The 12,776-nt window shown below is 60.1% G+C and carries 14 protein-coding genes and 1 pseudogene; 14 read left to right on the top strand and 1 reads right to left on the bottom strand.

Annotated elements, in window-relative coordinates; genetic code table 11:
* Positions 1-9 precede the first annotated feature (9 nt).
* From AC1DDS_RS04095 to AC1DDS_RS04070, 6 genes and pseudogenes are all read left to right on the top strand, one after another.
* Entirely contained in the window at positions 10-750 is a 741-nt protein-coding gene (locus AC1DDS_RS04095) for a formylglycine-generating enzyme family protein (RefSeq protein WP_477477762.1), read from the top strand.
* On the top strand, positions 729-1,742 hold the full coding sequence (locus AC1DDS_RS04090) for a ScyD/ScyE family protein (protein ID WP_477477697.1): 1,014 nt from the start codon (positions 729-731) through the stop codon (positions 1,740-1,742). The genes AC1DDS_RS04095 and AC1DDS_RS04090 overlap by 22 nt, the downstream gene beginning before the upstream one ends.
* 76 nt (positions 1,743-1,818) lie before the next feature.
* Positions 1,819-2,022 (top strand): type II toxin-antitoxin system prevent-host-death family antitoxin, encoded by a 204-nt coding sequence (locus AC1DDS_RS04085; protein WP_477477761.1) that lies wholly within the window; start codon positions 1,819-1,821, stop codon positions 2,020-2,022.
* Positions 2,022-2,459 (top strand): annotated as a pseudogene (locus tag AC1DDS_RS04080) (PIN domain-containing protein). Before AC1DDS_RS04085 ends, AC1DDS_RS04080 begins: the two are co-directional and overlap by 1 nt.
* A gap of 408 nt (positions 2,460-2,867) precedes the next feature.
* Positions 2,868-3,503 carry a DUF4910 domain-containing protein gene (locus AC1DDS_RS04075; RefSeq protein WP_477477696.1) on the top strand — a complete coding sequence of 212 codons (636 nt, stop codon included), beginning with the start codon at positions 2,868-2,870 and terminating at the stop codon, positions 3,501-3,503.
* 32 nt (positions 3,504-3,535) lie between these two features.
* The gene (locus AC1DDS_RS04070) at positions 3,536-3,673 is read left to right on the top strand and encodes a winged helix-turn-helix domain-containing protein (RefSeq protein WP_477477695.1); all 138 of its coding nucleotides are present in this window, start codon (positions 3,536-3,538) and stop codon (positions 3,671-3,673) included.
* 621 nt (positions 3,674-4,294) lie between these two features.
* On the opposite strand, the gene AC1DDS_RS04065 is transcribed toward AC1DDS_RS04070, so the two are convergent.
* A complete protein-coding gene (locus AC1DDS_RS04065) occupies positions 4,295-5,206 on the bottom strand; it encodes a LysR family transcriptional regulator (protein WP_477477694.1) in 912 nt (303 codons plus the stop codon).
* 217 nt (positions 5,207-5,423) lie between these two features.
* On the opposite strand from AC1DDS_RS04065, the gene AC1DDS_RS04060 reads away from it, so the two are divergent.
* The 8 genes from AC1DDS_RS04060 (at position 5,424) to AC1DDS_RS04025 (ending at position 12,775) form a co-directional block, all read left to right on the top strand.
* Positions 5,424-7,169 carry a thiamine pyrophosphate-binding protein gene (locus AC1DDS_RS04060; protein ID WP_477477693.1) on the top strand — a complete coding sequence of 582 codons (1,746 nt, stop codon included), beginning with the start codon at positions 5,424-5,426 and terminating at the stop codon, positions 7,167-7,169.
* A gap of 25 nt (positions 7,170-7,194) precedes the next feature.
* Positions 7,195-7,857 carry an amino acid ABC transporter permease gene (locus AC1DDS_RS04055; RefSeq protein WP_477477692.1) on the top strand — a complete coding sequence of 221 codons (663 nt, stop codon included), beginning with the start codon at positions 7,195-7,197 and terminating at the stop codon, positions 7,855-7,857.
* Positions 7,858-7,860: 3 nt separating this feature from the next.
* Positions 7,861-8,634: an amino acid ABC transporter ATP-binding protein gene (locus tag AC1DDS_RS04050; protein WP_477477691.1), complete on the top strand. Its 774-nt coding sequence runs from the start codon at positions 7,861-7,863 to the stop codon at positions 8,632-8,634.
* A gap of 114 nt (positions 8,635-8,748) precedes the next feature.
* Complete coding sequence (locus tag AC1DDS_RS04045; protein ID WP_477477690.1) at positions 8,749-9,588, top strand: transporter substrate-binding domain-containing protein; 840 nt, start codon at positions 8,749-8,751, stop codon at positions 9,586-9,588.
* A 65-nt stretch (positions 9,589-9,653) separates the two neighbouring features.
* A complete protein-coding gene (locus AC1DDS_RS04040; protein ID WP_477477689.1) occupies positions 9,654-9,821 on the top strand; it encodes a hypothetical protein in 168 nt (55 codons plus the stop codon).
* Positions 9,814-11,217 (top strand): amidase, encoded by a 1,404-nt coding sequence (locus tag AC1DDS_RS04035; protein ID WP_477477688.1) that lies wholly within the window; start codon positions 9,814-9,816, stop codon positions 11,215-11,217. The genes AC1DDS_RS04040 and AC1DDS_RS04035 overlap by 8 nt, the downstream gene beginning before the upstream one ends.
* Before the next feature lie 83 nt (positions 11,218-11,300).
* Complete coding sequence (locus AC1DDS_RS04030) at positions 11,301-11,489, top strand: hypothetical protein (RefSeq protein WP_477477687.1); 189 nt, start codon at positions 11,301-11,303, stop codon at positions 11,487-11,489.
* A 14-nt stretch (positions 11,490-11,503) separates the two neighbouring features.
* A complete protein-coding gene (locus AC1DDS_RS04025) occupies positions 11,504-12,775 on the top strand; it encodes an NAD(P)/FAD-dependent oxidoreductase (protein ID WP_477477686.1) in 1,272 nt (423 codons plus the stop codon).
* Position 12,776: the final 1 nt, after the last annotated feature.

Raw genomic sequence — 12,776 nt, 5'->3', positions numbered from 1 at the left:
ACGGCAGCGATGGTGGTCATGGTCGGCTTCGGCGCGACAACTGCCGATGTCGGTCCGATCGCCGGCAATCCGTTGATCGAAATTCCCGCCGGTGCATTTGTCTTTGGGCGTGACGATGGCCCTGAAAACGAACACCCGCGCCAACGGATCGAAGCGCAGGGGTTTGCGATCAACCGCACCGAGATTACCAATGGGCAATATCGACGCTTCGTCGATGCGACTGGCCACCGCCCGGCCTTCTACGCAAGCCACCCGCTCCTGGGACTGGACAACCGCCCCGTCGTCGGCGTGAGTTGGATGGATGCGGACGCTTTCTGCCGCTACTATGGATTGGTGCTGCCGTCGGAGCAGCAATATGAGAGGGCTGCGCGGGGACCGGCAGGTGCCGCGTTCCCGTGGGGCGCAGCCGCGCCGGACGATAAGAAGGCAAACGCGGGTGCGAAAATCTGCTGCTCGGGCGACGAAAGCGACGGCTATCAGATGACAGCGCCAGCAGACTCCTTTGCCGAGGGCGCAAGTGAGGAGGGGGTGCTCAATCTTGTCGGCAATGTCTGGGAATGGACCAGCGGTGTCTATGCGCCATATGGAGCAGAGGCAACAGCGACCAGCGCCGGGACCTATCGCGTGCTGCGCGGCGGCTCCTGGAACAGCGATCCGAAACACCTGACGACGACCTATCGCCTGGCCTATGATCCGGAATTCCGTTTTTCCGCCAATGGTGGTTTCCGATGCGTTCGCTCCGCGCCCTGACAATCGTCACAGGTTTTTTGCTTCTGATCGCTGGTGCTGGTGCTGGCGCCGATCCTTCGGTCGCTCCCGGCTATCGGCTCGAGACGGTCACCGTGCCAGGCGCCGTCTTCGGCGGCCTGTCGCGCGACGGCGATGCATTGCTCTTGACCGATCTCGCCAGCGGCCGGCTCTACCGGCGTGGCCCGGACGGCAGGCTTGTCGCATTCGGACCGGTCCTGCCCCATGGCCTCGACGTCATCGGTGACCCGACCGGTCCCTACCGTGTCGTCCGCGCCGGCCGTTCTCTCATCGTTGCCCAGGGGTGGACGCCGGTCAATTCCGGCGAGAGCCCGTTTGACCATGCACTCATCGCGATCGACGCAGCGGATCAAGCCCGTGTCATCAGTAGCGATTTCTGGAATCCGTTCGACCTCGTGGTGGTCGGTGAAACCTACTACGTAATCGACTCCGCAAAAAACAGCGTCGAACGCGTGTCGGCGGATGGCCGGAAAGAAACGCTCTTATCGTTCCAACGCATGGAAGCGGCGGCTACGACGCTGCGCAGCCTTTCACCGACCGAGTTTTCCAAGGACGAAAGCTATGAAGTCGACGCCGTTCCGACCGGAATTGCCCGTCGCGACGGCCGCCTATATGTGACACTGTTCGGCGGCTTTCCATTCCTTGCGGGCGCCGGGAAGGTCGTGTCGACACCCGAGGCCGGCGGGACGTCAAAGCCGCAGCTTGCAGTCGAAGGACTCAATGCACCCGTGAGCATTACTTTCGATAGTGATGGAGGGATGCTTGTTCTCGAACACGGGATCTATGACCAGAAAGAGGGATTCCAGAAGGGTAGCGGGCGATTGCTCAAGCTCGGAAAGACGCCGCTCTCCCGGGAGGTCATCCTCGACGGTCTGACGCGTCCGGTGTCCGTCCTCGCCTGGGACGCGCGGCGGCTTGTGATTTCCGAGCTCGGCGGCAACCTTTACTTTCTGACACGCCTATTGGCTCGCTGATGCTCTAACGGAATTCAGCATTTGTTGAGTTCTAAATTGAAACTACGCGAGCAAGCGCTGTAGCCGCAAAGCGACGCTGTCGGCCGTCGTCGATCAAGCGCTTCGTGGCAATCCAGCCGTGATTACCCGGCACGGTAGGAAGGAAGCCGTCGTGTCCTATCGGGAATACGAGAAGCTGTCGCATGTGCCGAGCTTCGGCCGGTTGCTGGGCGCTTTTCCCGGCGACGAAATCGATATTCCGACGCGGACCAGTAAGCCGCACCGCGCCGTCGACTTCTGATGTTCCTCGTCGACACCAACGTCATTTCGGCGCCCGCGCCGTCGAAGCGGGGAAGGAAGGGCGCCCTGGTCAATTGGCTGGACCGCGCCAGTCCATATCTGTTTCTCTCCGTCGTTTCGGCGGCAGAGGTTGCGGCGGGCATCGCAAAGGCACAACACTAAGGTGCGACGACGAAAGCGCGCGCCCTTCACGACTGGTGGAGCGCCATCGAGTATCTCTATTCGGAGAGGTTGCTGGCATTTGACCTGAAATGCGCGAATGTGGCCGGCGCCAATCTTGATCATGCCCGTGCGCACAACCCTGGTTTCGAAGAAATCGCTATCGCGGCAACGGCGCAGTTGCACGGGCTCACCGTTCTGACAAGGAACACACGCCATTTCGAGCCGCTCGGTGTGCCGGTGATCGATCGCCTCGACACGCTGCCCCAGCTGCCCTGACGCCGACATCGGAGAGGTCGCTCACAGCCCGGTCAGATTGGTGAGATCGGCGCGAAACCGATCCCGCCGGCTCTGGTCGCGGCGTTGCCACCCCACAAAGTCGCGCTATATCCGGGAAGAGCCTTTTAAGCGGTAACCGATGCCACGCCCTCCCGAATCCTCGACCCGATGTGCCGTGGCTCAGGTAGAGCCGCCAAACCTCCAATAAGCCCTGACCCCACGGCCGACGACGTTGAGGCGCACGCATCCACCGAGGGCTCAAGCCCCCAAGCCGACCAGCCGCAGCAATCTCGCAGACCGTTCGACCAGAGCAGACAGGCAGCGCACAATTTACTGATTGCTCTCGGCCATGATCTGCAAGCGACTTCCAGGGTGCTACGGGCTCGCGCCAAGACGACCGCTTCCTGTTTGAGGGCGAAATTCAAGGAATTAACCCAGCCGGGAGCCACATCAATTGTCCACGATCTCGGCAAGTGGTTCGCGACTGCTCTGGCCAAGACAGGAGGTGGCATTCGTGGTCTTCTGACGAAGATCATCACGAGCGGCCGGCACGCATGGCTTAATGCAGGTTGGCCGAAAGCCACTTTGGGATTGACCTTTCTTGCCTGCCTCCTGATTGCGGGAAGCGTACTGGTGTGGGCACTGAAGGACGTTCCCTGGGCCGAGATTCGAGATGGAACCCTGAAGCCTGTCGTGGTGCTGGAAACGGCTGGCGGAGAACCGTTGGTAAGACAGGGTCCCTATCAAGGCCCCTACGCGCATTTTGTCAGTTATACTCGGCTTGATCGTGGGAGTGACGAACGTCAGTACTGTGCGCCCGGTATTGATTTGCCGGTGGCGACAATCGCGCGCAGCAAGTATGGTGCATATCCGGAATATCATACCTCGCTGGACGATCTGACGCTGGTGACGCCGACGGGATTGGCCGGAGGCTTCGAGGCCCTGAAAAAGGGCGATCGAGGGTATCGAGCACAACGTCACCCTGAAGGTTTCTGTCTTTGGCGAGCCTCAGTTGGGGCGCCGTGGGCCTTTATCCCACGGTGAGCGCCCGGGGCAGTGCCGACGCGGTGCGAAGCATGATGAATCTCATTTCTTATTGTGATGGCGCACGTTCATTGCTGGAAATCGCGGACATCATCGGAGTGCCGATGTGGGATGCCGTCAAAATTGCGAAGCCGTTGATCGATAGTGGCTTGCTGGTAGCGCAATCTTGACCGCAATTCGTAGGTGCCAGGATCGTTGCGAGCCGATTTAGGGCTGCAATGGAAATCGAGAGGCTTCTTGGCCTGAACGCGGCTTGACACACTGGCCAAACTCGCCGGTGGCTGCGCACCATTCGCGGGTATGATGTAATGGTAGGCTGTCAGCTTCCCAAAGCTCTTCGCAACGAACCTTTGCTCGGCACAGAAATCAGGCATTTATCTCGGGAAGTCAGGTAATTAGAACGTTCCAGGCGGCGCAACTTGGGCGTTTCATCATCGGCGCTGCGAGCAAGCTGAGAGCGACCGATCGCAGTGGCTTCGGTAGGCCGACATCAACGAGACAACAACGGACTTCCGGCTGGTCTTATCGAGTGTTGGTCTCGGCATTGATGCTGCCGAAAGGGGATATCTCAAAATCTGCATTGGCTAGATGCACGCAAGACCTCGTTCATTCAGATCTGCTACGTGGCTGGTGGTGTTGGTCCGCGCTTATGTGACGTTGATTGATGCCAGATTAACTGGATCTGTTGGCTGGTAATCGGCAGTCATGATTCGACTGCAGTTAGTTGCAAACGCCACCGCTCGAATGCAGGCACGTGCGCAGTCATAAGCGCAGGCAGTTTGGCATCACCTTCAATAATATTCGAGAATTGGAGATTTTGTTGCTGTCATGAACTCATGCTGACAGGCTTCGTACAAGTGCAGAACGGCTGGATTGTCTTGCATGAAGTTTGCCATCCCGAAATAAACTTGCACCGATGCCAGATCGTCGAGGTCAATGCTGCGGGCGCGGGTGTCTCCGGGGTGCACGCTCCATGCAGGGAGGATGCCGAAACCGAACTCCTCTTCGATGCAGCGCTTCACGCTCGTGCTGCTGGAAACCGAAATGGGTGAGGCAATATCTATGCCTTTGAGCTTGAGAAAATCAAGGGCAAGGTTACGTAGGGTCTGCCCGGGCTCATGCGTTACAAAAGGGCGCCCCCTGATCCATTCGACGACATCTTCCCGCGATGCTGGAGCACCCCAAGACGCCGGGTAGACTAGGCTGAGCTTGTAGCTGCCGAGAAGCCGCTGAGACAGGATGGGATCGCCGAAGTACCGCTCGGAGATGAGCACGTCGACATCGCCGTTTCTGACGAGGTCGGAGAGGGCGGTATCACGCTCGTAAAACGCCAGTTCGTAGTCCGGGTATTTTGTCCGGAACTGCGAAATTATGTTCGGAAACATATGGAGGAAGAATCCTTGGGGTACACCAATCCGGATGACTGCGCGTTGCTTGTCGATCAAGGTCTTGATCCGCTCGAGCATGACATCGAGCTCCGGATTCAATATATTAAATAATATAGTTCCCTTCGGTGTTAGTGTAATTCGCTTCGCGCCTTGTTCGGAAACAATAAGCTTACTCTCAAGTATTTGTTCAAGCCTGCGGATATGATTTGCTACCGACTGGTAGCTCAGGTTCAGTTCGCGCGAAGCCGCCGAGAAAGAACCGTGTTTCGCGAGGTGATAGAAGGTCTGGACCAGTGTCAGGCTTGGCTTAGCCATTTTGCTCCTATCCGCATATGTACTGGGCCACCTGCACGGTTACTGGATGCCGCGCCGGTGCAACCGAAGAGCTGCCTGCCCGAGGATGGATACTCGCTTACCGCCTCTGCAGACTACAAAATTTCGCAGAAGCGTGTTCCAGTTTCTTGTATCGACATGCCCGCGACGCCTATGCCAGCTTTAACCTCACTGTGCAATCGCGGATACGGGTTTTGAAATGAATGGTGCGGCAGCCCTCGTAAAAATGCTCTCTGACTATGGCGTCGAGGTTATTTTCGGCGTTCCCGGAGATACGAACGTCGCCCTCTACGGCGCGCTCAAGTCCGTGGAAGGCGCGCCGCGCCATGTGCTGTGCCGCGACGAGCGCTCGGCCCTTTTCATGGCCGATTGCTATGCGCGGATTTCGGGCAAGCCGGCTGTCGCGGAAGTACCGAGCGGTGCTGGGGCCATGTATGCGCTGCCTGGCGTGGCGGAGGCCAACAAGTCGTCCGTACCGGTGATCCTGCTGGTCAACGACATTCCCCGCGCCGGCGTGGGGAGGGGCACCCTGACGGAACTGCCGATCGCGGAGCTCTTCCGTCCCGTCGCCAAGCATGTCGAGACCCTCCCGTCCGTCGCCAAGCTGCCCGAAATCGTCCGGCGCGCTTTCCGTCACGCCACCGCGGGCTGCCCTGGTGCAGCCGTGCTCGCCTTGCCCGAGGACATACTCTACGAGGAGATGCCGGAGGCGAACGTTTCCCTGCATGTCGAACCGCAGTGCCGCGTTGCACCTTCCTATCGCGTTCAGCCGCAGCCCGACGCCATGGCGGAGGCGATGACCGCGCTGCTGGGCGCGCGCAAACCGCTGATCGTTGCCGGCGGGGGCCTGAACCGCTCCGGCGCCTCCCTCGCGCTGACAGCCTTTGCCGAACGCATGCATATTCCGGTCGTTACAACGATCACAGGTCAAGGTGCCGTTCGCGACGACCACGACCTCAGCATCGGCATTATCGGCGACAACGGGTTCCACCCGCACGCCTTGTGGGCGCTGGAGAATGCCGATCTCGTCGTCTACGTCGGCTGCCGCATGGGCTCCGTCGCCACCATGAACTGGCAGCGCCCGGCCCAGGATACCCGATGCAAAATTGTACAGATCGATCTGGACCCCGAAACCATTGCCAACACCTATGAGGTCGACTTCCCCATCTCCGGCGATGCCCGCGCGGTGCTCGAGGCCATGCTCAATGCGGTTGGTCCGCAATATCGTCCGCAACTGTCCTCCTGGGTTGATGACATCAACGAGCGCCGCAAGGAGTTCTGGGATCACGTTGCCTCGATGGTCGCGCAAGAGAGTGTACCCATCCGGCCGGAATTTGTCATAGAGACGCTCAACCGGCATCTGCCGACGCCCTGCAACGTCATTTCCGATGCCGGCACGCCCACACCCTATTCCACCCGCTTCCTGAAGTTCCGGGACAACCAGTCGCGGCTCGTCATCCCCCGCTTCTTCGGCGGACTGGGCTATGCGATTCCGGCTGTGATCGGTGCCTACTACGCTGCGCCGGATGTTCGCCCCGTCGGCCTGTTTGGCGACGGCTCGCTCGGGATGTCGGCCGGCGAACTGGAGACCCTGTCCCGCCTGAACATTCCGGCGGTGCTGGTTCACTTCAACAATGCCTGCTTCGGCTGGATCAAGGCGCTGCAGCGTGTGACGGGCACGGGGCAAGCGAATGACGGCACATTCAGTGTCGATTTCAATGCCTACAGTATGGACAAGCTTGCCGCGGTCTATGGCATCCGTTCGTTCAGGGTCGAGACCCCCGAGGAGTTCGATAGCGCTGTCGTCGAAGCCTTCAACCATGACGGCCCATGCTTCATCGATGTTGTTGTCGAATCCATCGCGAATCGCCTACCCCCCGTCTATTCATGGTTGAAGAAAACAGGTGTGAACCCCGTCGCACTTGAAGAAATGGCCTCGGTATAGCCGGCGCAACAGCGGATCGAACAATATGTATGCTTGGGATTTCCAGTTCCTCTGGAGCTATCGATATCTGCTTGCCGAAGGCATCGGCGTCACGATCGGTTTTACGATCGCTGTCGTCGTCCTAGGTATCATCGCCGGCCTGGTCATGGGGCTGATGATGCTGTCGCGGTTCGCGGTGCTCCGGTTCATTGCAGCCACCTATGTAGAACTGTTCCGCTGCACACCGTTGCTGGTCCAACTGATCTGGATCTACTACGCGCTGCCAATCCTGTCGGGGATAGAACTGTCTGGCATATCCGCCGGATTGCTTGCTCTCTCTCTATACGGCGGCGCGTTCTACGCCGAGATCATCCGCGGTGGCGTGGTATCGATCGATGTCGGCCAGAGCGAGGCCGGCATGGCCTTGGGTATGACGCCCCTCCAGATCATGAAGAAGGTGGTCCTGCCGCAGGCGCTCAAGCGTATGGCGCCGCCGATGCTGAACCAGTCGATTATCCAGCTCAAGAACACGTCCCTGATCTCGATCATCGCCGTGCCGGACTTGCTCTATCAGGGTCAGATCATCGCCCATGACAGTTACAAGCCGCTTGAAGTGTACACCGCCGTTGCGCTCGCATATCTGGCGATCCTCTTCCCGTTGACGGCGTTGGCGCGCTACGGCGAGAAAAAGCTTTCAGTGAGGGATTGAGCCATGGCCAGCGAACCAAAGATCGAAGTCAGCGGCCTGCGCAAGAGTTTCGGTCCCCTTCATGTCCTGCGTGACATCAACCTTACGATTGAGTCCGGCGGCGTGGTCGCCCTGATCGGCCCGTCGGGGTCGGGCAAGTCGACGCTGCTGCGTTGCCTCAACCTGCTGGTGACGCCCGACCAGGGCAGCATCCGCATCGGCCAGAACCGTTTTTCGTTCAGTCCGGGCACAGCCCAGCCCTCCAAATACAAGCTGGCAGGTTTCCGTGCCAATACTGGGATGGTGTTCCAGCACTTCAATCTGTTTCCGCATCTGACTGTTCTCGGAAACGTCGTCGAAGCCCCGATGACTGTGCGCAAGATGCCTAGGGCGGAGGCGGACGCCCTCGGCATGGAGCTGCTGTCGAAGGTGGGATTGCCGGACAAGGCGAAGGAGTTCCCCAGCCGGCTCTCCGGAGGCCAGAAGCAGCGCGTTGCGATCGCCCGCGCCCTGGCCATGCAGCCGGAGGTCATGCTCTTCGACGAGGCGACCTCCGCACTCGACCCCGAACTCGTCGGCGAGGTGCTGTCGGTGATGCGCTCGCTGGCGCGCGATGGCATGACCATGGTGATCGTTACCCATGAGATGGCCTTCGCCCGGGAAGTTGCGGACAAGGTCATCTTCATGCGTGACGGCGTGATAGTGGAGGAAGGCCCGGCGAACCTCGTCATCGACCAGCCGCAGAACCCCGCGACACGCGCCTTCCTGGCCCATTTCCATCGAAAGGAAGTTGGATAGTCTGGTGCATCACAGAATGCAGGACTGCCCGCTGGGAGTGGGGTCGTCTGCATGCGGCCTGCCGGCCGCACCACCATCCGAAACAATAAAGTGGGAGCAAGTAGGAGCATGACTATGACCAATCGACGTGACCTGTTGACGGCAGGGCTTGCCTTGTCGGCGATCGCGATTCCGGCTGCCGCCGCCTCTGCCCAGGATACGGGCAGGGAGGCTGTCATGGACCGCATCGCCCGGACGAAGGAGCTTCGCCTGGGCGCCGTGGCCGGCGGTGCGCCGTTCACCTACAAGGACCTTTCCAGCGGGGAGTGGAGGGGCTTCTGCGTCGACTTCGCCAAGGACATCGCCGCGACCTTCGACGCGCAGCTGAAAATCGTGGAGACGACCTGGGGCAATGCCGTCCTGGACCTGGAGGCCGACAAAATCGACCTCTTCTTCGGCATGTCGCCGACGCCAAAGCGCGCGATCGTGGTGGACTTCTGCAGTTCGCTATTCATGAGCGCCTTCGCCATGATCCGCAAGAAGGGTTTCGAAGGAACAAACTGGGCCGAGCTAAACAATGCCTCAGTGACGATCGCCGTCGATGTCGGTTCGTCCCATGACCAGATCGTCACCCGCCTCTGCCCGAATGCCAATGTCATGCGTTTCAAGTCGGTCGACGAGGGCGTGGCCGCTGTCCAGGCAGGCCGTGCTGACTGCCAGATCGTGGACGTATTCCTTGCGCTGACGATGGTGCAGAAGAACCCGCAGCTTGGCCCGCTCACCGTTCCGCAACCCGCCTATGGCGCGTCCACCAACGGCGGCTTCCGCCGTGAAGACAGAGCAACCTGGCGCGACTTCGTCAATGTCTGGATCAACTACCAGAAGAACATCGGTGGGATCCGCGAGATGGTCATCAAGAATATGGAAGCGATCGGCGTGTCCGCCTCGACCATTCCGGAAGGCCTCGACCTCTAATCGGTCAATGTCGGCGGCCGCATCCTTGCGGCCGTCGATGCGTTCGCAACGTAGGAACCCTTGGCATGATCGAGCGTCATAGGCCGGCAGAACTGCCCCCGCATGTCACCGATGAAGAGAAGACCGAGCTCGTACGAGGCCGCAGGCTCTTGGAAGTGATGATCGACCTCGTCAAGACGGCGCGTCCCGTCGCGCAGGATGTGCCGTCGGGGGAGGACACCCATCATGAATGACATCGGCACTCTGACGATTCCGGAGCTGAGAGGCGCCATATCAGGTGGTCGCCTTTCGGCCGTTGATGCGACTCGGTACTACCTTGATCGGATCGAAGCGAGCCAGGCGACCCTGTCCGCCTATACATCCATCGATACAGACGGCGCACTCGCCCAAGCCCGTGCCATCGACGACAAGGTCAACAAGGGCGAATTGCTGGGCCCGCTCGCGGGGGTACCTTTGTCGGTCAAGGATATCATAGACGTCAGGGGAATTGCGACGACGAGCGGTTCGCATTCCGCTCTCGGAAAAGTGCCGGCACAAGACGCCGACGTTGTCGCCCATCTACGCGCTTCCGATGCCATTGTCGTCGGGAAGGCCAACTGCCACGAATTCGCGTTCGGCGGCCCTTCCTTCGACCTTCCCTTTCCTCCAGCCCGGAACCCCTGGAATCCAGAATACTTTCCCGGCGGGTCGTCCAGCGGTTCCGGTGTGTCAGTTGCTGCGGGCCTCTGCTTGGCCTCGATCGGCACCGACACTGCAGGGTCTATCCGCTTGCCCAGCGGTCACTGCGGCGTCGTCGGATTGAAGCCCGGTTATGACGCCATTTCCAAGCGCGGCGTTCGTCCACTGAGCATAACCATGGATCACGTCGGACCGATGGCCCGAAATGCGCAGGACTGCCGCGCGGTCTATGAATGCGTTGCCGAGCAGACCTTTGATGCCACAGGTGCCAGCGTCAGATACAGAAGAGGCGACATCGGCGGGGTCCGCCTTGGGATGGCCGTAGCCGAATGGGGCTTGGAAGGCCGTATCAACGCCGAGGTGAGTGCGGCTTACGACGGTGTCGGCGCGCTGGTCGAGGGCGGCGGCGGTCGCGTTGAACAGGTCCGCCTACCTTCGCTGGAGCTCGTCCATGCCGCCGCGTCCGTTGCCATGATGGCCGAGGTTGCCGCGAACCACTCAGGAGCCGTTCGTGAGCGCTACCAAGACTATGGCACCGTCTTCCGCACCAGGACGCTGGCCGGGGAAGCCGTCCAGGTGGATGACTACTTGGCAGCCATCTCCCTGCGCGATGAGCTTTACCACGCAACGACAAAACTCTTCGACCGGGTCGAGTTCGTGGCGTTGCCCGTTTCCCTGAACCCGCCGGGCAAGCTGGCGGCAGTCGACCGCTTTTATTTCATGGGAGACCTGAACATCAACATTCTGGCCAATTTCCTGCAGCTTCCTTCGGTGACGCTGCCGTGCGGCCTTTCGAAGGAAGGCCTGCCGATCGGGTTGCAGATCCTCGGCCGCAGGGGAAGCGAAGCCGCTCTGCTCGATATCGCAGAGGGACTCGAACGGCATATCGGTTTTGAACTGCTGCCCTGCGCTTCGATGAGGCCGGGCAGCGTATCTGCAGCAACCGCCTAGAGCACATCTTTAGCAAGTCTACCAACCCCGCACATCCAGCTTCGTGCGGGTAGCGGATTTGCGCGCATTTTTTGGAGAAGCCAGTGAAGGCTCACATACAAAGAATGAGGCCGTTCTTCTACATGCACCACCATGTGCTGACCGAGGATGTGCTGGAGGAGAAGATCCTCAACCGTAACGGCCATGTCGTCGCGCCGGACGGGCCTGGGCTAGGCATTCGGGTGAGTGAATACACGATATGGCAGACTGCCCGTGTCCTCTCAGAATTGTAATTCGCGGAATGATGATGACCAAACATATAGCAGTTATTGGCAGCGGAATCGTTGGGACCTGTGTTGCCGCGGCGCTGGCAGCCGAGAAGCATCGCGTCACCCTGATCGAGCCCGGCCCTGTTGGCGGTGAGCAAGCGGCAAGTTTCGGAAATGGTGCGTGGATAAGTCCGGGTTCTGTGATTCCCATGTCGGTGCCCGGTACCTGGAAGAAGGTGCCCGGCTACCTTCTCGATTCGAACGGCCCGTTGACGATCCGGTGGCGTCATTTTCCGGCCATGCTGCCATGGTTGCTTCGCTTCATCTGGGCCGGATTCACCGAAGCCAAGGTTGAGCGCACCGCAAGGATATTGGCATCGCTGCTAACGGATGCACCGTCGCGGCATAGCCGCCTTGCCGAAGAGATCGGTCGACCGGAGATGATCGTGTCAAGCGGGCTGCTTTATGCTTATCCGGACCGTCATGCGTTTGGGCGTGATGAGCTTTCTTGGCGCCTGAGGAAACAAAATGGTGTGCAGTGGACGGAACTCGAGGGGGCCGCGCTGCATGAACTCGAGCCGTCGCTCGGCGCCCAGTATGGTTTCGGTGCCTTTGTTTCCAGTGGTGCGCATTGCATCGACCCTGGCGTATATGTTGAGGCGATCAAGGATCATATGCTCGCGATGGGCGGGCAACTCGTGCCTGCAGCCGCGACCGGCTTCACTGTTTTGGGAGGACGGCTGAAGGCAATAGAAACCGATGCCGGTCCAATCGCGTGTGATGCAGCGGTGGTCTGTGCCGGCATCCATTCACGCATGCTGGCACGTGCTTGCGGGGATAATGTCCCTTTGCGCAGCGAGCGGGGCTATCATGTCGTCGCGCAGTCCTTGCGTGCAGGTCCCTCCATCCCAGTCATGACGAGCGACAGCAAGTCCGCCAACACGCCAACTCGCGCAGGCTTGCGGATCGCGGGCCAGGTGGAGATCGCCACGGTCGAAGCGTCACCCAACTGGCGTCGCGCCGACGTGTTGCTGGAACAGGCGGCCGCGACCTATCCGTCGGTGCGCGACAATCTCAAGGATCGCACGGTGTCACGCTGGATGGGGCATCGTCCCTCGACCCCGGACGGCTTGCCCGTAATAGACCTGTCTTCTCTGTCGGCGGACATTGTCTATGCCTTCGGCCACGGGCATATAGGCTTGGCATCCGCACCGATGACAGCGTGTCTCGTGGCCGACCTCGTGGCCGGGCGTAGTCCAATCGTAAGCCTTGCACCTTTTGCCCTAGGCCGCTTTGCCAGATGGCGGTAGC

Source organism: Mycoplana sp. 10N416, assembly GCF_056394765.1.
This window is presented reverse-complemented; position numbering and strand designations above follow the sequence as displayed.

What these genes read in the sequence shown, in the direction of transcription:
- AC1DDS_RS04095 (WP_477477762.1), top strand. Translation starts at nt 10, where the DNA reads ATGGTGGTCATGGTCGGCTTCGGCGCGACAACTGCCGATGTCGGTCCG.
- AC1DDS_RS04035 (WP_477477688.1), top strand. Translation starts at nt 9,814, where the DNA reads ATGAATGACATCGGCACTCTGACGATTCCGGAGCTGAGAGGCGCCATA.
- AC1DDS_RS04070 (WP_477477695.1), top strand. Translation starts at nt 3,536, where the DNA reads ATGATGAATCTCATTTCTTATTGTGATGGCGCACGTTCATTGCTGGAA.
- AC1DDS_RS04065 (WP_477477694.1), bottom strand. Translation starts at nt 5,206, where the DNA reads ATGGCTAAGCCAAGCCTGACACTGGTCCAGACCTTCTATCACCTCGCG.
- AC1DDS_RS04090 (WP_477477697.1), top strand. Translation starts at nt 729, where the DNA reads ATGCGTTCGCTCCGCGCCCTGACAATCGTCACAGGTTTTTTGCTTCTG.
- AC1DDS_RS04055 (WP_477477692.1), top strand. Translation starts at nt 7,195, where the DNA reads ATGTATGCTTGGGATTTCCAGTTCCTCTGGAGCTATCGATATCTGCTT.
- AC1DDS_RS04040 (WP_477477689.1), top strand. Translation starts at nt 9,654, where the DNA reads ATGATCGAGCGTCATAGGCCGGCAGAACTGCCCCCGCATGTCACCGAT.
- AC1DDS_RS04060 (WP_477477693.1), top strand. Translation starts at nt 5,424, where the DNA reads ATGAATGGTGCGGCAGCCCTCGTAAAAATGCTCTCTGACTATGGCGTC.
- AC1DDS_RS04050 (WP_477477691.1), top strand. Translation starts at nt 7,861, where the DNA reads ATGGCCAGCGAACCAAAGATCGAAGTCAGCGGCCTGCGCAAGAGTTTC.
- AC1DDS_RS04045 (WP_477477690.1), top strand. Translation starts at nt 8,749, where the DNA reads ATGACCAATCGACGTGACCTGTTGACGGCAGGGCTTGCCTTGTCGGCG.
- AC1DDS_RS04025 (WP_477477686.1), top strand. Translation starts at nt 11,504, where the DNA reads ATGACCAAACATATAGCAGTTATTGGCAGCGGAATCGTTGGGACCTGT.